We start from the raw sequence: 19721 nt of genomic DNA, 5'->3' as shown, positions 1-19721 counted from the left end.
GCCGCGGCGCCGCGCGTTGCCGCGCCCGATGCCGCGCGAGGCCCCGGTCACCAGTGCCGTCCTGCCGGTCGGATCTCCCATGGCGGGTCTCTCCTTGTCGGGGGTGAGCGCTGTTGCGGTGGGACGACCGTCGCGCGGCGTGCTGACCGGCTGCGCACCGCACGCTGACCCTAGATTGGCGTCATGCGGACAAAAGGTATGTATCGGGCAGTGGTGGGCGCTGCCGGCCTTGCCGGCGCTGTCGTAGGAGCGGCCGGGTGCTCCGTCGGCGAGGGGGCGCCCGAGGGATGGAAGGTGATGCGCGGCGGCTCGGTGGCCCTCGCGCATCCGAAGGTGTGGGAGGAACTGCGGCCCTCCGAAGGGAGCGCCGACGCCGGCGCGCAGGCCTCCGCCGTGCTCCGTGGCGCGGGTGGCCGTCAGGTCGGCGAGATCACGGTGCGGCCGGGCGGCGCCACCCGGCGCGGCGTCCGCCCACGGCCCCTGACGATCGACGGCCGTCCCGCGACGGAGGTCGGGTATGTGGAGCGCGTGGCGGACGGCAGCAGGAACCGCGCCGTCGAGATCGCCACGACCGACAGCCGCGGCCGTCCCGTCCTCGTCCGCGTGACCGGGCCCGACGTCGACGGCTGGCCCACCGAACTGCGGAAGATCATCAACAGCATCGACGTCAGCTGAAGTCCGGAGGCGGGCCCGTCACTCCATCCCGATCTCCAGCCGCACTCCCCGCCGCACCCCCCAGCGCTCCATCGCGCCCGCCTCGGCCTCCAGGACGTGCCGCGCGCGCAGTCGGGGTCGTCCCAGGCGGCCGGGGGGCATGGTGCGCACCGCCAGGACGCGGAGCCGGCGGTCCAGGTAGGCGACGTCGATCGCGAAGCGCATCCGGACGGTGTGCACGCTCGTCGCGGGGGTGAGCAGCAGCGCTCCGTCCAGGCCGTCGCGCCCGAGCAGTCCGCGGGTCCTGGCCCGGTACGACGCGGCGATCTCCAGGGGGATGGACGGAGGCGGCTCCCCGGGCGTGCTCGATCCGTACGTGGTCGACCCATTCGTGCTCGATCCGTAGGTGCTCGACCCGTGCGTGCCTGACGCGGCGATCCGCAAGGTGCCCCCGCCGTCCCGCCACCGGCGCACCGCATTCATCCGACCCACCCGACCAGCACCTCCGTGTAGCCTCGGCCCCCGAAACCCGCAGGGCCCGCGCCTCCCGCGCCGTGCCGAATCCGTCCCGCACGGGAGGACACCGGATGTCTGTCTACCTCACCGCCGTCGCCGCCGTCTGGGGAATCGCGGCGGGCCTCGCGCTGCCGCGTGCCGCGCACCGGCTCGCCGTCGCGTCCGGGGAGCCGGTGCGCGCGGACGACGAGGACGGCCGGCCCTACCCGAGCGGCCCGCGCGGCTGGATCGGCGGGAAGAGCGCGGGGCGGAAGCCCTACGGCACCGTGCTGCTCTGCGTCACCGCCTGCGCAGCGCTCGCCGCGCTCGTCGGGGCGCGTCCCGAACTGGTCGTGTGGCTGCTGCTCGTGCCGCTCGGCGTGCTGCTGGCCCGCATCGACCTGGCCGTCTTCCGCCTCCCCGACGTGCTGACCCTCCCCGCGCTGGCCGCCACGGCCGCCCTGCTGGGCGCCGCGGCTCTGCTCCCGGGGCACGAGGGTTCCTGGCCGCGGGCGTTGCTCGGCGGGGTGGTCCTGGGGGCCGTCTACTTCCTGCTGTTCCTCATCAACCCGGCCGGCATGGGCTTCGGCGACGTGAAGCTCGCGCCGACACTCGGCCTGGCCCTCGGCTGGTACGGCTGGCCGATGCTCTTCGCGGGCACCTTCGCGGGCTTCGTGCTCGGCGCCGTCGCCGGGCTCGTCCTGCTGGCCACCCGCCGGGCGAACCGTAAGACGCCCATGCCCTTCGGGCCGTTCATGCTGATCGGCGCCCTGGGCGGAGTGCTGCTGGCCACCGTCTGAAACCCGCGGACAACACGGATAACACAGACGGCACGGACGACACCCCGCCCCGGGACGAGCGCTACGCCTCGCTGCTCACCGACCAGAGGTTCACGCCCTCCGGCTCCACCGCGTGCTTGTCGATCTCCGCCAGCTCCTCCGTCGTGAGCTTCGGCGCGCCGACCGCCGCCACGTTCGCCTCCAGCTGCTTGACCGACGAGGCGCCGATGAGCGCGGACGTCACGCGCTCGTCGCGCAGCACCCAGCTCAGCGCGAGCTGGGCGAGGGACTGGCCGCGGCTCTGCGCGATGTCGTTGAGGGCGCGCAGCCGCGCGACCGTCTCGTCGTTGACCAGGCCCGGGTCGAGGGACTTGCCCTGGGCCGCGCGGGAGTCCTCGGGGATGCCGCCGAGGTACTTGTCGGTCAGCAGGCCCTGCGCGAGCGGCACGAAGCCGATGCAGCCCATGCCCTCCTCGTCGAGGACGTCGAGGAGCCCGTCGTCCTCGATCCAGCGGTTGATCATCGAGTACGAGGGCTGGTGGATGAGCGCAGGAACGCCCAGTTCCCGCAGGATGCGGGCCGCCTCGCGAGTGCGGTCGGGGCTGTACGACGAGATACCGACGTAGAGCGCCTTGCCCTGCTGGACGGCGGAGGCCAGGGCGCCCATCGTCTCCTCGAGCGGGGTCTCCGGGTCGAAGCGGTGCGAGTAGAAGATGTCGACGTAGTCGAGGCCCATGCGGGACAGCGACTGGTCCAGCGAGGAGAGCAGGTACTTGCGGGAGCCGGCGTCGCCGTACGGGCCCGGCCACATGTCCCAGCCGGCCTTGCTGGAGATGACCAGCTCGTCGCGGTACGGGCGGAAGTCCTGCGCCAGGATCGTCCCGAAGTTGGACTCGGCGGCGCCGTAGGGCGGGCCGTAGTTGTTGGCCAGGTCGAAGTGGGTGACGCCCAGGTCGAAGGCGCGGCGCAGGATCGCGCGCTGCGAGTCGAGGGTGCGGTCGTCACCGAAGTTGTGCCACAGGCCCAGCGAGATCGCGGGCAGCTTCAATCCGCTGCGGCCGGTGCGGCGGTACTCCATGGAGTCGTAGCGCTCGTCGGCGGCGCGGTAGAGGGAACGGTTATTCATGGGCTCTGCCTATCACGCCCCAGGGCCCCTGATCAGAACCGGAAGCCGGGCACCCGGTTCGTGCGCTCGCCGTCGCGCGCAGTACTGTGGCGATCGGGTGACGAGCGCTGGAGGGGCTGGTACGCGATGAATCTGCGCGACCTGGTGTATGGGCTGTATGCCCGCCGAGTGGAGCACCGCCTCGATCTGACTCAGGGCCCCAAGCACATTGGCGTGATCCTGGACGGTAACCGGCGCTGGGCCAAGGCTGCGGGCGGCACGACGGAGCAGGGCCACCGGGCCGGCGCCGACAAGATCGCCGAGATGCTGGGCTGGTGCGAGGAGACCGGGGTCAAGGTCGTCACGCTCTGGCTGCTGTCGACCGACAACCTGGACCGCCCCGCCGAGGAGCTCGTCCCGCTGCTGGGCATCATCGAGGGCGCGGTGAGCGGGCTGGCCGAGACCGGCCGCTGGCGCGTCCACCACGTCGGCACGATGGACATGCTGCCCGCGCGCACCCAGTCGGTGCTGAAGGAGGCCGAGCAGGCCACCCACGGCGTCGAGGGCATCCTCGTGAACGTCGCGGTCGGCTACGGCGGCCGCCAGGAGATCGCCGACGCGGTGCGCTCGCTGCTGCACGAGCACGCGGGCCGCGGCACGTCCATCGAGGACCTCGCCGAGCTGCTGGACGTCGAGCACATCGCGGAGCACCTCTACACGCGCGGCCAGCCCGACCCGGACCTCGTCATCCGCACCAGCGGTGAGCAGCGGCTCTCGGGCTTCATGCTCTGGCAGAGCGCCCACTCCGAGTACTACTTCTGCGAAGTCTTCTGGCCGGCCTTCCGCAAGGTCGACTTCCTGCGCGCGCTGCGTGACTACGCGGCGCGCCACCGCCGCTACGGTTCGTAGCCACCCGGGGACGCCGCCGCCCGTAGTCACCGCGGGCGGCGCCGCCCCACCACGTCCGACGGGCCGCGCAACCGCGGCCGCCTCGGCCACCCCTCCGGCTGACCCCGGCCGCCGCCCCGCGCCGGCCCCGAACGGCTTCTCCGTAGCCTCCTTCGGCCATCTGCCGCAGTACCTTCCGTTCATCTGCCGCAGTTTTTTCGGGCCCGCGCCAGGATTGATGGCACAGCTGTCATATGCATTCGCATAGGCACCCTCTTTCGAGGGCATACACCGGTCAACAGCGGACGGCACCCAGGTTCGTCCGCCCGGGAGGCCCATTGCCCACGGACGTGCCGTATACGGAGGGCCGGGACCGGCCCACGCGCCCGGTCCCGGCCCAGTACAGCGCGACGTCGTCGCACCCCGACCTCTGCCCGAGGGGGTTCGTCCACACGTGGTGAAAAGCAAGAATCGCCGGGAGCACGACCGGCGCACTTACGTCCTCGACACCAGCGTCCTGCTCGCCGACCCCAACGCCCTCACCCGCTTCGAAGAGCACGAGGTTGTGCTCCCCGTGGTGGTGGTCACGGAATTGGAGGCCAAGCGGGCCCATCCAGAGCTCGGCTACTTCGCCCGCCAGGCGTTGCGGCTGCTCGACGACTTCCGGATCAAATACGGGCGCCTCGACGCCCCGATCCCGATCGGCGAGCTGGGTGGCACGCTCCGCGTCGAACTGAATCACTCGGACCCCGGGGTGCTCCCCGTCGGGTTCCGGCTGGGTGACAACGACTCGCGCATTCTGGCAGTCGCCCGCAACCTCCAGGCCGAGGGGTACGACGTCACGGTCGTCTCCAAGGACCTGCCGCTGCGGGTGAAAGCCTCCTCCGTCGGCCTGCTGGCCGAGGAGTACCGGGCCGAACTGGCGATCACGTCGGGCTGGACCGGTATGGAGGAGCTGCTGGTCGACGCGGAGGAGGTGGACAGGCTCTACGCGGAGGAGGTCATCGTCCTGCCCGAGGCGGGCGACCTGCCCGTGCACACCGGACTGGTCCTCCAGTCCGAGCGCGGCAAGGCGCTCGGCCGGGTGACCGAGGACGGCCGGGTGCGACTGGTGCGCGGCGACCGGGAGGCCTTCGGCCTGCACGGCCGCAGCGCCGAACAGCGGGTCGCGCTCGACCTGCTGCTCGACCCCGACGTGGGGATCGTGTCGCTGGGCGGACGGGCCGGCACCGGCAAGTCGGCACTGGCGCTGTGCGCGGGCCTGGAGGCCGTGCTGGAGCGTCAGCAGCACCGCAAGGTGATGGTCTTCCGGCCGCTGTACGCGGTCGGCGGACAGGAGCTGGGCTACCTGCCGGGCAGTGAGTCGGAGAAGATGAGCCCCTGGGCTCAGGCCGTCTTCGACACCCTGTCCGCGGTGACATCGAAGGAGGTCATCGAGGAGGTCGTGGCGCGGGGCATGCTCGAAGTGCTGCCGCTCACCCACATCCGCGGCCGATCGCTCCACGACGCGTTCGTGATCGTGGACGAGGCCCAGTCGCTCGAACGGAACGTCCTGCTGACCGTTCTGTCGCGTATCGGTGCCGGATCGCGGGTCATTCTGACCCATGACGTGGCACAGCGGGACAACCTGAGGGTCGGGCGGTACGACGGTGTGGTGGCCGTCGTCGAGAAGCTCAAGGGACATCCGCTCTTCGCGCACATCACACTGAACCGGTCCGAACGCTCCCCGATCGCCGCATTGGTGACGGAGTTGCTGGAGGACAACGGGACATAAGTGGGGCATATCCGGGCCATATCCCGGTAACCGTGCGTGAGTTGAGGCTGCTGCGTCCCCAAGGGGCGCAGCAGCCTAGCGTTATGGGGGGCGCCGCGCCGATGGTTTCCGGACAAGAGGCCGTGTGACGTTTGCCACGCAGCGGAAAATTGCTTGACGGCGTTCCCTTCCCGCTAGGGTGTGACGCTGTCAGGCCCCGCTTACGGCACACCCACACCCCCAGCGGTGTGGAACCCCAAGAACTCAACAGCGTTGCCGCCGTAAGCCGCCCGAGCACCACGCGGAATCCCGCAAGGGACCCGCACCGGGCCCGTGCCCCCGTGACCAGTCGGACCGCTCGCGGTCCGGAACAAGGGGAGGCCAGCGTTCAGGGGCACGATTTCGTCCGCGAGGTCACCACGCGGACGGTGCTGGAAGGACAACCGTGTGAGCCGGATCTCGGTCCGGGGATTCGCAGTGGCCTCGGCCACCGCAGTCACCACCGTGGGCGCCGTAGTCGGCGTCGCAGCAGGCGCTGACCAGGGCTCCAACCAGCCTGTCGAGGCCGCAGGCGCGACGACCGTACTCGCGGACATACCCGCTGGCCAGCAGGTTCAGCAGGCTTCTCTGACGCAGCAGGCGCAGGCACAGTCCGACGCCGCCCGAGCGACAGCGAAGAAGGCAGCCGAGGACAGCGCACGCCAGCAGGCCGCCAAGGACGCCTCCGCCAAGAAAAAGGCCGCTGACGAAGCGGCCGCCAAGGCGAAGGAAGCCCGCGAGACGGAAGCGAAGGCAGCAGCGAGCCGTTCCGCCGAGCGCGCGACGTTCGCGGTCAAGAGCTCGTACTCGACCGCCGAAGTCAAGGCCATGGCCCTGCAGATCGTCGGCTCCAGCCAGTTCCAGTGCTTCTCCAACATCGTGGAGCACGAGAGCGGCTGGGACTACACGGCGACCAACCCGTCCTCGGGCGCGTACGGCCTCGTGCAGTCGTACCCGGGCAACAAGATGGCGTCCGTCGGCGCCGACTGGCGGACCAACCCGGCCACGCAGATCAAGTGGGGCCTCAACTACATGAACAGCCGCTACGACAGTCCGTGCGGCGCCTGGTCCTACTGGCAGCAGCACCACTCGTACTGAGCCGCAGCGCGGCACCTGCCCGGCTTGTGCGCATGCCCCCCGACCCCACAGGGTCGGGGGGCATGCGCGTTACCGCACGCGTACACGGGGCAGGCGCCCGGAGAGGCAACCCCGGACACGGGTAACGTCGTCCTCCTCACCGGTGCCGGAGCCGGTGCTGGTGCCGGAACACAGGGGTAGGGGAACGCGATGTCGGAAAAGCGCCACTGGAGTGCGATGGCTGCCTCCAAGCTGGCCAAGCTCGCCGACCGCCTCGACGAGCGACGCGCCGAGGTGACGGCCGAGCAGGACGAACAGCCCGACGCCCCGCCGCCGAAGCCGAGACCCGGGCCAGGGCAGGACGTCCCGCAGGAGACCGAACGCGGGTCGGATTCCGCCTCGGAGCCGCGGCCCGCGCCCCAGGCCGTGGCGGGCCCCGTCCACCCACCGCAGGCACCGGCCGTCCAGTTGCCCGACCCGCTCGCCGTCGTGCCGTGGAGCATGCGCGTCGGCGCCGAGGTCGCCTGGCGGCTGCTCGTGCTGGCCGGCACCGTCTGGGTGCTGATGCGGATCATCGGCGCCATTCAGCTGGTCGTCCTCTCCTTCGTCGCCGCCCTCCTCATCACCGCCCTGCTGCAACCCGTCGTCGGCCGCCTCAAGCGCGCCGGAGTCCCGCGCGGCCTCGCCACCGGCATCACCTTCGTCGGCGGCTTCGTGCTGATGGGCCTCGTCGGCTGGTTCGTGGTTTGGCAGGTGATGGACAACGTCGACGACCTGTCCACCAAGCTCACCGACGGCGTCGCCGAGATGAAGCGCTGGCTCCTCAACAGCCCGTTCCACGTCACCGAGGACCAGATCAACCAGATCGCCACGAACCTCACCGACACCATCAGCACCAACACCAAGGCGATCACCGACGCCGGGCTCCAGGGCGTCACCGTCATCGTCGAACTGCTCACCGGCGTGCTGCTGGCGATGTTCAGCACGCTCTTCCTGCTCTACGACGGCCGCAACATCTGGAACTGGACCCTCAAGCTCTTCCCCGCCGCCGCCCGCGACGGACTGGCGGGCGCCGGGCCGCGCGCCTGGCGGACGCTGACGCTCTACGTGCGCGGCACGGTGATCGTGGCTCTCATCGACGCCGTCTTCATCGGCGTCGGCATCTGGTTCCTGAACGTGCCGATGGCCGTGCCGCTGGCCGTCGTCATCTTCGTCGCCGCCTTCGTCCCGCTGGTCGGCGCCGTCGCCTCCGGCGCGCTGGCGATGGTCGTCGCACTCGTGACCGAGGGGCCGTTCACGGCCCTGATGGTGCTCATCGTGGTGCTCGCGGTCCAGCAGATCGAGGGGCACATCCTGCAGCCCTTCATCCTCGGCCGCGCTGTCCGCGTCCACCCGCTGGCCGTGGTCCTCTCCGTCGCCGCCGGCTCGCTCATCGCCGGCATCGGCGGCGCCGTCGTCGCGGTCCCGCTCGTCGCCGTGACGAACACCGTCGTCGGCTACCTCCGCACCCACGCCCGGGAAGCCGCCGTGGCCACCGAGGCGGCCCCGCGCGACGTCGCGGTCGCGGGCGCCCCGGCACCGGTCGCCGCCGTGGCGGAAGCGGACTAGCTTCCCCCGCACGCACAGAAGGGCCCCCGACCATCAGGTCGGGGGCCCTTCGCGTACCGCGTCAGGGCTGCTCAGCCGGTGATGACGGCCTCGGCGTCCAGCGTCGTGCCGACCGCCTGCACGACGGCGGCGATCTTGACCGCCTCCTGAATCGTCTCGCGGGAGACGTCCGCCTTGCGCAGCACGGCCTCGTGCGAGTCCAGGCACTGGCCGCAGCCGTTGACGGCGGAGACCGCCAGCGACCACAGCTCGAAGTCGACCTTCTCCACACCCGGGTTGCCGATGACGTTCATCCGCAGCCCCGCGCGCAGCGTGCCGTACTCCGGGTCCGACAGCAGGTGCCGGGTCCGGTAGAAGACGTTGTTCATCGCCATGATCGCGGCAGCGGACTTGGCGGCGGTGTACGCCTCGGGCGAGAGGTTGGCCTTCGCCTCCGGCTCCAGCTCGCGCAGCACCCGCGGCGAACGCGACGCGATGGCGACGGCGAGCACCGTGCCCCACAGCTGCTGCTGCGGGAGCTCGGAGTTACCGATGACCGAGCCGAGGTTCAGCTTCAGGTCCTTGGCGTAGTCGGGCAGCGCCGACTTGAGGTTGTCCAGTGACATACCGGATCACTCGCCCGAGAGGAGCGCGACCGGGTCGAGAGTCGTCTCGCCCTTGCTCCAGTTGCACGGGCACAGCTCGTCGGTCTGCAGCGCGTCCAGCACCCGCAGCACCTCCTTGGGGTTACGCCCCACGGAGCCGGCGGTCACCATCGTGAACTGGATCTCGTTGTTGGGGTCGACGATGAACACGGCACGCTGCGCGAAGCCGTCCTCGCCCTCGACGCCGCAGTCGCGCATGAGCTCGTGCTTGGAGTCCGCGAGCATCGGGAACGGCAGGTCACGCAGATCGGCGTGGTCCTTGCGCCAGGCGTGGTGCACGAACTCGGAGTCCCCGGAAACACCGAGGATCTGCGCGTCGCGGTCGGCGAACTCGTCGTTCAGCTTGCCGAACGCGGCGATCTCGGTCGGGCAGACGAAGGTGAAGTCCTTCGGCCAGAAGAACACCACACGCCACTTGCCCTCGTACGACTTGTGGTCGATCTGGGCGAAGGCCTTGTCCGCGTCGAGGTCGACGCAGGCGGTCAGGTCGTAGGTGGGGAACTTGTCACCGACAGTGAGCACGCGCTCTCCTTGTAACGTAGGAAATCCTTTTTGGGGCTTTCCAGAGGGTTGGACGTATAAGAGCTTCCCATGGAGATCATTGATCGCAGAAATAGCTAGACTCGACCACGTTGATCGGAGTGACCTATCAGTAGCCCCGGAGCGGCCATGAGCAAGCAGCCCAGCCTCCCCCAGTTGCGGGCCTTCGCCGCTGTGGCCGAGTACCTGCACTTTCGGGATGCGGCGGCGTCCATCGGGACGAGTCAGCCGGCGCTGTCCGGGGCGGTTGCCGCGTTGGAGGAGACGTTGGGGGTGCAGCTGGTCGAGCGGACGACGCGGAAGGTGCTGCTCACCGCCGCCGGGGAGCGGATCGCCGCGCGGACACGGAGCGTGCTCGACGCCGTGGGGGAGCTGATGGAGGAGGCGGAGGCGGCGCGGGCGCCGTTCACCGGGGTGCTGCGGCTCGGGGTGATCCCGACCGTCGCGCCGTATCTGCTGCCGACGGTGCTGCGGCTGGTGCACCTCCGGTACCCGGCGCTGGATCTGCAGGTGCACGAGGAGCAGACGTCGTCGCTCCTGGAGGGGCTGACCGGCGGGCGGCTGGACCTGCTGCTGCTCGCGGTGCCGCTCGGGATGCCGGGGGTGACCGAACTGCCGCTGTTCGACGAGGACTTTGCCGTGGTGGCGCCGCAGGGGCACTGGCTGGCCGGGCGGCAGGCCATCCCGCGGGAGGCGCTGCGGGAGATGGACCTGCTGCTGCTCGACGAGGGGCACTGCCTGCGGGATCAGGCGCTCGACATCTGCCGGGAGGCGGGGCGGCCGGGCGGGGTGCCGGTGACGACGACCGCGGCCGGGTTGTCCACGCTCGTGCAGTTGGTCGCCGGCGGGCTCGGGGTGACGTTGCTGCCGCGGACCGCGCTGCTGGTGGAGACGGGGCGCAACGACCAGTTGTCGACGGGGTACTTCGCGGATCCGGCGCCGTCGCGGCGGATCGCGCTCGCGATGCGGAGCGGGACCGCCCGTGCGGAGGAGTTCACGGCCTTCGCGGCCGCGCTGCGCGAGGCGCTGCGGCCGCTGCCGGTCCGCGTCCTGGATGAGGATGACGCGGCGGAGGACGCCGGCCGGGCCTGAGGGAAGCAGGCCCGGCCGACGCGTGCCGGTGGACTACTCGGTCCGCAGGCCGTCCGGGCGCATCATGCGCCACAGCGGCGGCAGGCTGAACAGGGTGACGAGCAGGACGACGCCCGCCCCGACACCCGACATGGTCGCGGCGCTCGCCCAGTCCAGGCGGATGGGTGCGCCGACCATCTTCAGCAGCACGGAGCCGAGTCCGAGGCCCCCGACGACGGCCAGGGACAGGCCGAGGGCTACCGGTAGGGCGGTCTGCCACAGCACGGACAGCCCGAGGGTGGAGCGCCGGGTGCCGAAGGCGATCAGTACCGCGAGCAGCTTCTTGCGTTCGCGCAGCTGCTCCAGCATCGAGACCAGCAGGCTGACGCCGATCAGCAGCAGGGTGGTGACCGCGCCGATGAGCAGGCCGCGCTTGATGCTGGTGTACTTGCGCGCCGTTCGGGTGCTTTCGAGGGTGTAGGTCTCCGCGCCGGCGCCGAGCCGGGCCGTGGTGTTGCGGACGTATTCTTCGGCGTCGGGCCGTTGCGGGTCGAGTTTGATGAGCACCTTGGCGCGCGGTTCCTGTGTGCCGGCCACGTCCAGGGCGGCGGGGGTGGCGAGGATGCCCCACTCCACGTCGCCGTTGGGGCTCTTGCGGGCCTTGACCGTGCGGGTGTGCGCCGGGGCGGCCCACGGGTGCGGGGGTCCGGTGAAGACGCCGTCCTCCGGGCTGTTGAGGTCGATCCGTCCGCCGGGCGCGGGGAGGGCGGGCGCGTCGGACAGGTACGAGGCGTCCGGCAGGACGCGGTAGACGCTGCCGTCGGCGCAGTCGCCGACGGCGGCGATCTCCGCGAGCGCGGCGCAGTCGCCGACGGTCACCGGGAAGGAGGAGATCTCGTTGATCGCGTCGGGGCCGCCGGTGGCTTTCGCCTTGGCCGCGGCGCCGTCGGGGATGGCGAACGTCTGGACGAGTCCGAGCGCCGAGCGCACTCCGGGGGTGGTCCGGTACGCGCTGATCGCGGCGTTCGCCTGCGGGCCGTTCGCGACCTCGACGCTCGCCTGCATCTGGGCCCGGTCCGGGTCCTTGCCGGTGCTGGAGGTGAAGTCGTTCTCGATGCCGCTGAACAGCATCTGCAGGGCGATGGCCCCGGCGACCGCGACGGTGATGCCGTTGACCATCCGGGCGGACGCACCGCTGTTGAGCTGCAGGCGGCGGGTGGCGAGCTGCCAGGGGACCCGGCCGCCGCCGAAGCGGTTGACGATCAGTTCGACGAACCAGGGCAGGACGGCGGTGACGCCGACGAGCAGCAGGATCGCGCCGGCCGAGACCTGGTAGGGGTTGACGTCCGCGGTGCCCTGGATGGCGCCGAACAGGGGGGCCAGCAGCGCCAGGCCGGCGACGGGGATGAGCAGCCGCCACCACAGGCGGCGCTTGCGCAGCGCCGCGTTGCGGACGACGCCGAGGGGTTCGATGGCGATGCCGCGCAGCGCGAGGACGGTGACGGCGACGGCCGCGGCGGGGACGCCGAGCACGATGAGCAGGGCGAGGCCGGTGCCGGGCCGGACGTCGGAGGGGAAGACGCTCATCCGGTAGAGCTCGATCTGTCCGGTGAAGTGCCGTCCCAGGAGGAAGAACCCGAGGCCGAAGACGAGTCCGGCGAGGGCGCCGACCAGTGCTTCGCCGGCCGCGATGCGGCGGGTCATGCGGGAGTCGGCGCCGACCAGGCGCAGTGCGGCGAGCCGCCGGTCGCGGCGTTCGCCGCCGAAGCGGACGGCGGTGGCGATCAGGATGGCCACCGGCATCAGCAGCACGACGAGGCCGATGATGACGAGCAGGGTCAGGATCGCCCCGAGGCCCTCGGAGTTCTGCTGCGTGCCGCCGATCTTGTCGATGCGGGTGGCGTGGGCGTCGGTGAGGGTGTCGTCGCCCGCGTAGTAGACGAGTTCCTTGGGGCCGAGCAGGCCGCTCTTGGCGATGGTGCCGGTGACGCGGTAGTCGAGCCGCTCCTTGAGCAGCTTGCCGTCGGGGGAGTCCAGGAGTTTCCCGAGCGCGGGGGAGACCACCATCTCGCCGGGGGCCGGGATCTTCGTCAGGCCGGGCGGTACCGGCGGCTTGTCGCCGTCGGGGCGCAGGGCCCGGCCGTGGACGTCGTCGTCGTGGTACGTGGTGTCGGTGTTGTCGACCAGCATCGTCGAGGCGGTCGGTCGCAGTTTCTCGCCGAAGTACAGGTCGTCGCGGGCGTTGCTGCGGTGCGAGCGGGCGTCCAGCATCGCCGGGACGGCGGCGGCGAGCAGCAGGACGGCCACGCCGAGGCCGACGCCGACGGCGGTCAGCAGGTTGCGGATCCAGCCTTCCCTGCCGCCGGCGAGCGTGAAGCGGGCGCCGAGGGCGAGGTCACGGGCCCATGTGCGGGCGTCGGTGCGGGGGGCGGTCGGCGTGGGAGCGTCGGTGGGCGTCGTACGGTCGGGGCTCACGCGACGCGCTCCATGTCGCGGGACTTGCCGTCGCGCACGATGATCTCGCGGTCGGAGTACGCGGCGACCCGTGCTTCGTGGGTGACCAGGACGACGGCCGCGCCGGTGTCGCGGGCGGCGTCGGTGAGCAGCCGCATGACGCGTTCGCCGTTGAGGGAGTCCAGGGCGCCGGTGGGTTCGTCCGCGAAGATCACGCGGGGTCCGCCGACGAGTGCGCGGGCCACCGCGACGCGCTGGCCCTGGCCGCCGGAGACCTCGCCGGGGCGCTTGTGGCCGAGGTCGTCGACCTCGAGCCGGTGCATCCACTCGGTGGCGAGGCGCTCGGCCTCCTTGCGCTTGGTGCCGTTGAGCCGGAGCGGCAGCGCGACGTTCTCGACGCAGGTCAGTTCGGGGACGAGCTGGCCGAACTGGAAGACGAATCCGAAGTCGCCGCGGCGCAGGGCGCTGCGCTGGGCGTCGGACATGGCGGACAGCTCCTCCCCGCGGTAGAGGACCTTGCCGGCGTCGGGCCGCACGATGCCGGCAAGGCAGTGCAGGAGTGTCGACTTTCCGGAGCCGGAGGGGCCCATGACGGCCACGACCTCGCCGGAGCGGATGGTGAAGTCGGCGCCGTCCAGGGCGGGGGTGGGGCCGTAGGTCTTGTGCAGGGCGTCGGCGGAGAGGAGTGGCGCGCCGGCCTGGGGGGTCGAGCTGGTCACTTGCGTACCTCCGTCGCGAGCTGGTCGAGCCGGGCGGCGGTGAGTTCCAGCCACCGCAGGTCCGCTTCGAGGTGGAAGAGGGCGTGGTCGCAGATGAGCTGGTCGGCGAGGTCGCCGCTGGACTTGCGGCGGGTCAGCTCGCGCATGAGGCGCAGGTGTTCGGCGCGCTGGGTGTCCAGCAGGTCGACGGCGCTGCGGCCGGTCAGCAGTGCGAGGACGACCTTCGTGTAGAGGGTCGTCTGCAGGTACGGTTCGGCCTTCTCGGGCTGGGCGAGCCACGTTTCGACGTCGGTCAGTCCGGCGTCGGTGATCGCGTAGCGCTTGCGCTCGGGGCCGGCGCCGGGCTCTATGCCCTCGACCTCCACGAGCCCGTTCTTCAGCAGCCGGGCCATCGTCGAATAGACCTGCCCGTAGTGCAGCGGGCGGTCGTGGCCGAAGCGTTCGTCGAAGGCGCGCTTGAGGTCGTAACCATGGCGTGGGCCGGACTCAAGAAGCCCGAGCAGGGTGTGGCCGATTGACATGCGAGCACTCTACATGACGTGTATACGTGCTGTGTATAGACGTGGTGTGTAGTGCGTTCTCGCAGGTCGGTCAGGTTCTCCTAGCTCTCGTTCGGGTCCTCCTGCGGCTCTGCCGTCCGGGGCGGCCGGCCCCGGCGGGCGATCGGCTTGGCGGCGCCGGGGAGGCGCCCGGCCTCGGCGAGCGCGCGGCGCAGCAGGAACTCGATCTGCGCGTTGGTGCTGCGGAGCTCGTTCGCCGCCCACGTCGCGATGGCGTCGTGGACGGCGGGGTCGAGCCGCAGCAGCACCTGTTTGCGGGCGGTGCGGCCGGTGGGTTCCGTCACTGGTAGAGGGTCCCGGTGTTGAGTACGGGCTGTGCGGCGCGGTCGCCGCACAGGACCACGAGCAGGTTGCTGACCATGGCGGCCTTGCGCTCCTCGTCGAGCTCCACGATGCCCTGCTCGGAGATCCGGAGGAGAGCGGACTCGACCATGCCGACCGCTCCCTCGACGATGGTCTGGCGGGCGGCCACGATCGCGCCGGCCTGCTGGCGCTGGAGCATCGCGGAGGCGATCTCGGGGGCGTACGCGAGGTGCGTGAAGCGGGATTCGATGATCTTCACGCCGGCCGCGCCGACCCGGGCGGCGATCTCGACGGAGAGCTTCTCGGTGATTTCCTCGGCGTTGCCGCGCAGCGACAGGCCCTCCACGTCGTGCGCGTCGTACGGGTAGTTGGTGGCGATGTGCCGGACGGCGGTGTCGGTCTGGATCGCGATGAACTCCACGAAGTCGTCGACCTCGAAGACCGCCTGTGCGGAGTCCCTGACCTGCCAGACGACGACGGCGGCCAGTTCGATCGGGTTGCCGTACGAGTCGTTGACCTTCAGGACCGCGGTCTCGTGGTTGCGGATCCGGGTGGAGATCTTGCGGCGGCTGGTGAACGGGTTCACCCAACGCAGCCCGTCCTGGCGGATGGTGCCCTGGTAGCGGCCGAAGAGCTGGCAGACGCGGGCCTCGCCGGGGGCGACCTGGGTGAGGCCGAACATGGTGATGAAGGCCGCGAGGGCGATCACCACGCCGGCGCCGATCAGGGCGCCCGCGAGCGCTCCGCCGCTCTCCTTGGCCTGGACGATGCCGAAGGCGAAGAGCGCGATGCCGCCGAAGAGCACCGGGAAGGCGATCAGCAGGAAGGGCAGCCCCGGCATGCCGGCGGCCACCCGCTCGGTGACCTTCGGGGCGGGCATTTCAGGGATCTCGGGCTGGAGATCGCCGGTGTGGTTCTCGGACATGGGTCCCCCGTTCACGATGCTCGCCGCGCTCGTTCGCGCAGCTAGCTTAGTGATAACACATTAATCGGGACGGGGGGCCTGTCGGGGACACGGGGGATGAGAACGCGATGCAGCCCCGGGGCACGGAGGGGGTGTCCACGTGCGCCGGGGCTGCGTCATCGGGGCCGGAAAGGCTGGTCGCCGGCCGCGCGCCGACCGTGCGCGGGGCCGCCGCGACCCACCCTCGCACCGATGCGCCGCCACAGCACGCCGGCCGTGGCACCGTGCTGACGGGCGCGCCGGACCAGGGCGCGCGGAACGTGCCGGACCAGCTCGTGCCGGACCGAACTACGGAATCGCCAGCTCGAACCAGACGACCTTGCCGGCGCTCAGCCGCGTGGCTCCCCACCGCTGGGCCATCCGGCTGACGAGATACAGACCCCGGCCGCCCTCGTCCTGCGGCTGGGCGTGCCGCATCTGCGGCAGCAGCGGCGCGTCGTCGCCGACCTCGCAGCGCAGCACGTCGGTGCGGAGCAGCCGCAGCGTGATGGGCCGTTCCGCGTACCGGACGGCGTTGGTGACGATCTCGCTGACCAGTAGTTCGGTCGGCTCGATGAGGTGTTCCAGGTCCCAGCGGCGCAGCGCCTGGCGGGCGAGCCGCCTGGCCCGTCCCGCGGTCTGCGGCTGCGGCTCCAGGTACCAGTAGGCGACGTCGCTCGGCGAGATCCCGTCGAAGCGGGCGGCGAGCAGCGCGATGTCGTCGTCGCGGTCGCCGGGGCCGAGGATCTCCAGGATCTCGTCGCAGAGCGGTTCCAGCGGCGGCGGCGACAGCACGGTCGCGGCGTCGTGCAGCCGCTCGCGCAGCAGCTCGATGCCGCCCCAGACGTCACGGGTCCGGGACTCGACGAGGCCGTCGGTGTACAGCACGAGGGTCGCCCCGGCGGGCGCCGGCAGCTCGACCGCCTCGAACGGCACCCCGCCGACGCCGATCGGCGCGCCCGGCGGCACCCGCAGCACCTCGGCCAGGCCGTTGGCGTGCAGCAGGATGGGCGGCGGATGTCCCGCGTTGGCGACGACCAGCCGGTGGGCGATCGGGTCGTAGACCGCGTACACGCAGGTCGCCATGCGGTCGCTGCCGAGCCGCTGGGCCTGCTCGTCCAGGTGGTACAGCACCTCCTGCGGCGCCAGGTCGAGCCCCGCGAGGGTCTGCACGGTGGTGCGCAGCTGGCCCATGATCGCCGCCGAGGTCATGGAGTGGCCCATGACGTCGCCGACGACGAGCGCGACCCGGCTGCCGGGCAGCGGGATCGCGTCGTACCAGTCGCCGCCGACCCGCGCCGACTCGGCGGCGGGCAGGTAGCGGCTGGCGAGCCGGACCCCGGTGGGCTGCGGCAGGGAGTCGGGCAGCATCTCGCGCTGGAGGGCGTCCGCGATGTACGCCTCGCGCCCGTACAGCACCGCCTTGTCGACGCCGAGCGCCGTGTGGGTGGCGAGCTGGGCGGCGACCAGCAGGTCGTCGGACTCGAACGGCGGACGGTCGGGACGGCGCAGCAGCACGGCGGCGCCGATGACCCGGCGGCGGCCGCGCAGCGGGGCGAGTATCGCGCGGCGTCCGGTCGGCAGGGCGGGCGTGTGCTGCTGCCCGTCGTTCCTGTCGGTCCTGGCGGCTCCCGGCTCGGGGTGTAATCCGGGCCGTTCACCCTGCCGGGACGCGCCGGCGGAGGCCCCGGGGCCCTCGCCGAAGCGCAGCAGTTCCTCCAGCGCCGCGGCGGACTGCGGGTGCTCGGCGAAGACCGGGCGTACGCCGCGCAGTACCTCCGCGAGCGGTCCGTCCAGCCGGACGAGGGTGCTCTCGGCGGCGCCGCCGTACGCGGCGGGCTCGGCGGGCACCGGGGGCAGCACGGTGCCGACGTAGGACTGCCCGCTGGGCTGCTCGTCCAGGCCGCCGTCGGCGCGCCGCAGCCGCAGCACGAGCGGCCCTGAGGGCCGTTCGTCGCCGACCGGCAGCGGGTCGCGGAGGTAGACCAGGATCGCGTCGGCGAACGCGGGGACCGCGGAGCGGCACAGGCCCAGCAGGATCTCGTCGAGGTCCAGGCCGCGGGCGATACGCCGGGTGGCCGCGCCGACGTAGCGCAGCCGCTCGGCCTCCGCACCCGACTGCCCGGGTCGGCTGCCCAGGGTGCCGGAGCCGGGCGGGGTGGCGTCCGGGCCGGCCGCGGGCCTCGCGGGTTCGGTCGCCGCCGGCGCGGGTTCGGCCGGTTCCTCGTGGCGGGGATGGCCGGCGGGCTCCATGGCGGCGCGCGTGGAGCCCGCGGACCCCTGGGTCCCGCGGGGCGGGGTGCTCGAGAACGACGCGTCGGCCGCCGGGTCGCGCCGGGCCGCGGCCGCGGCCTCGGCCGCCTGCCGGTCCCGTGCTGAACGGTTGTCGGGCAGTGCCTGGGACGCCGGGGAGGGCTGGTCCCCCTGGTCGGAGCCCGGGGGCAGGCGGAAGCCGCCGCGCGGGTCCGGCAGCGGTGCCGGCGGCAGGGCGGCGTCCGGTCCCGGTTGCCGCGCCGGGGGCGGGGGCGTGCGATCCGTGGTCACGCGAGTCGTTCCATCCGGTTGATGCGCCACGCGCTGGCCGCGGCGAAGGATTGGGCCGTGTCAGGCGCGTCGTCGGCAGTAGAGGAAGAGCTGCTCCTCCGGAGGCACGTCCGTGCTCGCCGGTGCATAGGCGTACGACTCCTCCTCGATCACCTCGAAGCCCGCGTCCGCCACTACCTGGTGCAAATCATCCCGTAGATAACCGGATACCCGGATGGTGTTACCAAGGAACGGGATTGCGAAATCGTCCACATCCGCTTCGACCATCGAAAGGATGAAGAGACCCTCGGGCTCCAGCAGATCATGGATGGCCCGCAATGCGTAGGGAATCTCCGCGCGCGGCAGCATCAGCAGCGAGAAGAAGGCCGCAACTCCGTCGAACCGGCCGAGGTCGAGTGGGCCACCGGGGTGGACGTCGGCGATGTCGCCCTGGTGGAACGTGGCCTCCGGCACGTACTGCGCGGCCAGCGCGAGCATACCGGCGGACAGGTCGACGCCGACGACCCGGTGTCCGGCGCCGGCGAGCTGCCGGGTGCTGGGCAGGCCGGTGCCACAGCCCAGGTCGAGCACCCGTGATCCGGGGGCCAGCGACTCGGCGAGCCACTTGCCCGCGGTGAGCTGGCCGTCCTTGTGCGGAAACGCCTCGTCGTACCGGTCGCCGATCGCGTCGAACGCTTCGGCCTGGCCGTCGCGGTCCCGCTGTGTGTCCTCGTAGCCGCCGGTTCCCACTGCCTCGGTCCTCCTTGGTGCGCGTGGCTGATGACTTGGCGTCAGGCTATGGGTGCTGGTTCGGAATTGCTCAATGTTGCGGAGCCCGATCCTACGTTTGACGACCCGGGGCGTATCAAGGGGCTCACAAGGTCACTTTGCCGGACGGTTCCAGTCGTCAGGGAGTGACGGTACCGGCCAGCCGGGATCCGGCCGCCAGTCCTCCCAGCCATCCCGGTAGGGCCGGCCCCAGGCCCTGATGACCTCGGCGGCCGCCAGTCCGGCCGACCGTACCCGCTCGGCACGTTCGGTGGGCATAAGGCCCGCGAGCTGCGCCTGGGCGAATTCGTCCTCGTCCAGCCAGTGCCAGCTGCGGTCCGGGCGGACCGCGATGTCCAGGAAGTGGTCCTCCGAGTCCAGGCCGCCGGACCAGCGCCTGCGCGGCTCCTCCAGGTTCACGTACCAGTTCTTGAAATGCCAGCGTTTGTCCCAGAAGAGCCAGACCGACCAGGGCTCGCCGGGGTGTGCGATCTTCAGCACACCCGTGCCCCACCACTGCTCGACGCGCGTAGTGCGCGGTTTCAGATAGCGGGTGGCGAGCGGCTCGCGGTGGATGGGCGAGCCATCGGCGAGCACCGGCTTCACACAGGACGTGCCGGGCGCCATCCAGACCGCGAGCAGCTCGGCGTCATCGCGCACGACGGTCACCGGGCGGCAGATGTGCAGCTCGTCGGTGCCGTTGCCCCGATAACGCCACAACACTTGCTCACCCGGCGACCAGTAGCCGCTGGTACTCGGCCCGTTTCCGTCAAGAAGAGTGTCGGCTGTCATGAACAG

General features: G+C 71.4%; 19 protein-coding genes. 7 read left to right on the top strand and 12 right to left on the bottom strand.

Annotated features, from left to right (window positions below; genetic code table 11):
* Positions 1-183: 183 nt before the first annotated feature.
* Positions 184-675 carry a hypothetical protein gene (locus O3X23_RS22015; protein WP_269273195.1) on the top strand — a complete coding sequence of 164 codons (492 nt, stop codon included), beginning with the start codon at positions 184-186 and terminating at the stop codon, positions 673-675.
* Between the two features lie 18 nt (positions 676-693).
* Here O3X23_RS22015 and O3X23_RS22010 read toward each other — a convergent pair whose 3' ends face one another.
* Entirely contained in the window at positions 694-1137 is a 444-nt protein-coding gene (locus O3X23_RS22010) for a DUF192 domain-containing protein (RefSeq protein WP_443047934.1), read from the bottom strand.
* Positions 1138-1241: 104 nt separating this feature from the next.
* On the opposite strand from O3X23_RS22010, the gene O3X23_RS22005 reads away from it, so the two are divergent.
* The gene (locus O3X23_RS22005) at positions 1242-1949 is read left to right on the top strand and encodes a prepilin peptidase (RefSeq protein WP_269273193.1); all 708 of its coding nucleotides are present in this window, start codon (positions 1242-1244) and stop codon (positions 1947-1949) included.
* Between the two features lie 61 nt (positions 1950-2010).
* Here O3X23_RS22005 and mgrA read toward each other — a convergent pair whose 3' ends face one another.
* Positions 2011-3054: an L-glyceraldehyde 3-phosphate reductase gene (mgrA, locus tag O3X23_RS22000; protein ID WP_269273192.1), complete on the bottom strand. Its 1044-nt coding sequence runs from the start codon at positions 3052-3054 to the stop codon at positions 2011-2013.
* Positions 3055-3180: 126 nt separating this feature from the next.
* Between mgrA and O3X23_RS21995 the strand changes: the two genes are divergently transcribed.
* The 4 genes from O3X23_RS21995 to O3X23_RS21980 all read left to right on the top strand — a co-directional run bounded on the left by O3X23_RS21995 (position 3181) and on the right by O3X23_RS21980 (position 8398).
* Positions 3181-3942 carry an isoprenyl transferase gene (locus O3X23_RS21995; protein ID WP_269273191.1) on the top strand — a complete coding sequence of 254 codons (762 nt, stop codon included), beginning with the start codon at positions 3181-3183 and terminating at the stop codon, positions 3940-3942.
* Between the two features lie 433 nt (positions 3943-4375).
* Entirely contained in the window at positions 4376-5695 is a 1320-nt protein-coding gene (locus tag O3X23_RS21990) for a PhoH family protein (RefSeq protein WP_269273190.1), read from the top strand.
* Positions 5696-6121: 426 nt separating this feature from the next.
* Positions 6122-6811: a transglycosylase SLT domain-containing protein gene (locus O3X23_RS21985; protein ID WP_269273189.1), complete on the top strand. Its 690-nt coding sequence runs from the start codon at positions 6122-6124 to the stop codon at positions 6809-6811.
* 189 nt (positions 6812-7000) lie between these two features.
* Positions 7001-8398 (top strand): AI-2E family transporter, encoded by a 1398-nt coding sequence (locus O3X23_RS21980; protein WP_443047931.1) that lies wholly within the window; start codon positions 7001-7003, stop codon positions 8396-8398.
* A 71-nt stretch (positions 8399-8469) separates the two neighbouring features.
* Here the strand turns inward: O3X23_RS21980 and O3X23_RS21975 are convergent, their stop codons facing one another.
* Positions 8470-9003 carry an alkyl hydroperoxide reductase gene (locus tag O3X23_RS21975; RefSeq protein WP_269273187.1) on the bottom strand — a complete coding sequence of 178 codons (534 nt, stop codon included), beginning with the start codon at positions 9001-9003 and terminating at the stop codon, positions 8470-8472.
* A 6-nt stretch (positions 9004-9009) separates the two neighbouring features.
* Positions 9010-9564 (bottom strand): peroxiredoxin, encoded by a 555-nt coding sequence (locus O3X23_RS21970; RefSeq protein ID WP_269273186.1) that lies wholly within the window; start codon positions 9562-9564, stop codon positions 9010-9012.
* A gap of 147 nt (positions 9565-9711) precedes the next feature.
* On the opposite strand from O3X23_RS21970, the gene O3X23_RS21965 reads away from it, so the two are divergent.
* Positions 9712-10674, top strand: a complete 963-nt coding sequence (locus O3X23_RS21965) for a hydrogen peroxide-inducible genes activator (protein WP_269273185.1) — start codon at positions 9712-9714, stop codon at positions 10672-10674.
* Between the two features lie 33 nt (positions 10675-10707).
* Here O3X23_RS21965 and O3X23_RS21960 read toward each other — a convergent pair whose 3' ends face one another.
* From O3X23_RS21960 to fomD, 8 genes are all read right to left on the bottom strand, one after another.
* The gene (locus O3X23_RS21960; protein ID WP_269273184.1) at positions 10708-13128 is read right to left on the bottom strand and encodes an FtsX-like permease family protein; all 2421 of its coding nucleotides are present in this window, start codon (positions 13126-13128) and stop codon (positions 10708-10710) included.
* Positions 13125-13826: an ABC transporter ATP-binding protein gene (locus O3X23_RS21955; protein ID WP_269273183.1), complete on the bottom strand. Its 702-nt coding sequence runs from the start codon at positions 13824-13826 to the stop codon at positions 13125-13127. The genes O3X23_RS21960 and O3X23_RS21955 overlap by 4 nt, the downstream gene beginning before the upstream one ends.
* Positions 13823-14347, bottom strand: a complete 525-nt coding sequence (locus O3X23_RS21950) for a PadR family transcriptional regulator (RefSeq protein ID WP_269273182.1) — start codon at positions 14345-14347, stop codon at positions 13823-13825. The genes O3X23_RS21955 and O3X23_RS21950 overlap by 4 nt, the downstream gene beginning before the upstream one ends.
* A gap of 80 nt (positions 14348-14427) precedes the next feature.
* Positions 14428-14721, bottom strand: coding sequence for a hypothetical protein (locus O3X23_RS21945; RefSeq protein WP_443047930.1), 294 nt, complete (start codon positions 14719-14721; stop codon positions 14428-14430).
* On the bottom strand, positions 14667-15614 hold the full coding sequence (locus O3X23_RS21940; protein ID WP_269273180.1) for an SPFH domain-containing protein: 948 nt from the start codon (positions 15612-15614) through the stop codon (positions 14667-14669). Before O3X23_RS21940 ends, O3X23_RS21945 begins: the two co-directional genes overlap by 55 nt.
* Before the next feature lie 327 nt (positions 15615-15941).
* Positions 15942-18176, bottom strand: a complete 2235-nt coding sequence (locus tag O3X23_RS21935) for a SpoIIE family protein phosphatase (protein WP_443047929.1) — start codon at positions 18174-18176, stop codon at positions 15942-15944.
* 60 nt (positions 18177-18236) lie between these two features.
* Entirely contained in the window at positions 18237-18905 is a 669-nt protein-coding gene (locus O3X23_RS21930) for a class I SAM-dependent DNA methyltransferase (protein ID WP_269273179.1), read from the bottom strand.
* A 132-nt stretch (positions 18906-19037) separates the two neighbouring features.
* Positions 19038-19715 (bottom strand): cytidylyl-2-hydroxypropylphosphonate hydrolase, encoded by a 678-nt coding sequence (gene fomD, locus O3X23_RS21925; protein ID WP_269273178.1) that lies wholly within the window; start codon positions 19713-19715, stop codon positions 19038-19040.
* Between the last annotated feature and the right edge of the window lie 6 nt (positions 19716-19721).

It is taken from the genome of Streptomyces sp. H39-S7 (assembly GCF_027158205.1).
Lineage (GTDB): Bacteria > Actinomycetota > Actinomycetes > Streptomycetales > Streptomycetaceae > Actinacidiphila.
Note: the sequence above shows the minus strand (reverse complement) of the source record. Positions and strands in the feature narration are given on the sequence as shown.

Bases quoted from the DNA above. Each gene is read 5' to 3' on its own strand.
- O3X23_RS22010 (WP_443047934.1), bottom strand. From the start codon at position 1,137: ATGAATGCGGTGCGCCGGTGGCGGGACGGCGGGGGCACCTTGCGGATC.
- O3X23_RS21995 (WP_269273191.1), top strand. From the start codon at position 3,181: ATGAATCTGCGCGACCTGGTGTATGGGCTGTATGCCCGCCGAGTGGAG.
- fomD (WP_269273178.1), bottom strand. From the start codon at position 19,715: ATGACAGCCGACACTCTTCTTGACGGAAACGGGCCGAGTACCAGCGGC.
- O3X23_RS21940 (WP_269273180.1), bottom strand. From the start codon at position 15,614: ATGTCCGAGAACCACACCGGCGATCTCCAGCCCGAGATCCCTGAAATG.
- O3X23_RS21950 (WP_269273182.1), bottom strand. From the start codon at position 14,347: ATGTCAATCGGCCACACCCTGCTCGGGCTTCTTGAGTCCGGCCCACGC.
- O3X23_RS22015 (WP_269273195.1), top strand. From the start codon at position 184: ATGCGGACAAAAGGTATGTATCGGGCAGTGGTGGGCGCTGCCGGCCTT.
- O3X23_RS21980 (WP_443047931.1), top strand. From the start codon at position 7,001: ATGTCGGAAAAGCGCCACTGGAGTGCGATGGCTGCCTCCAAGCTGGCC.
- O3X23_RS21965 (WP_269273185.1), top strand. From the start codon at position 9,712: ATGAGCAAGCAGCCCAGCCTCCCCCAGTTGCGGGCCTTCGCCGCTGTG.
- O3X23_RS22005 (WP_269273193.1), top strand. From the start codon at position 1,242: ATGTCTGTCTACCTCACCGCCGTCGCCGCCGTCTGGGGAATCGCGGCG.
- O3X23_RS21975 (WP_269273187.1), bottom strand. From the start codon at position 9,003: ATGTCACTGGACAACCTCAAGTCGGCGCTGCCCGACTACGCCAAGGAC.
- mgrA (WP_269273192.1), bottom strand. From the start codon at position 3,054: ATGAATAACCGTTCCCTCTACCGCGCCGCCGACGAGCGCTACGACTCC.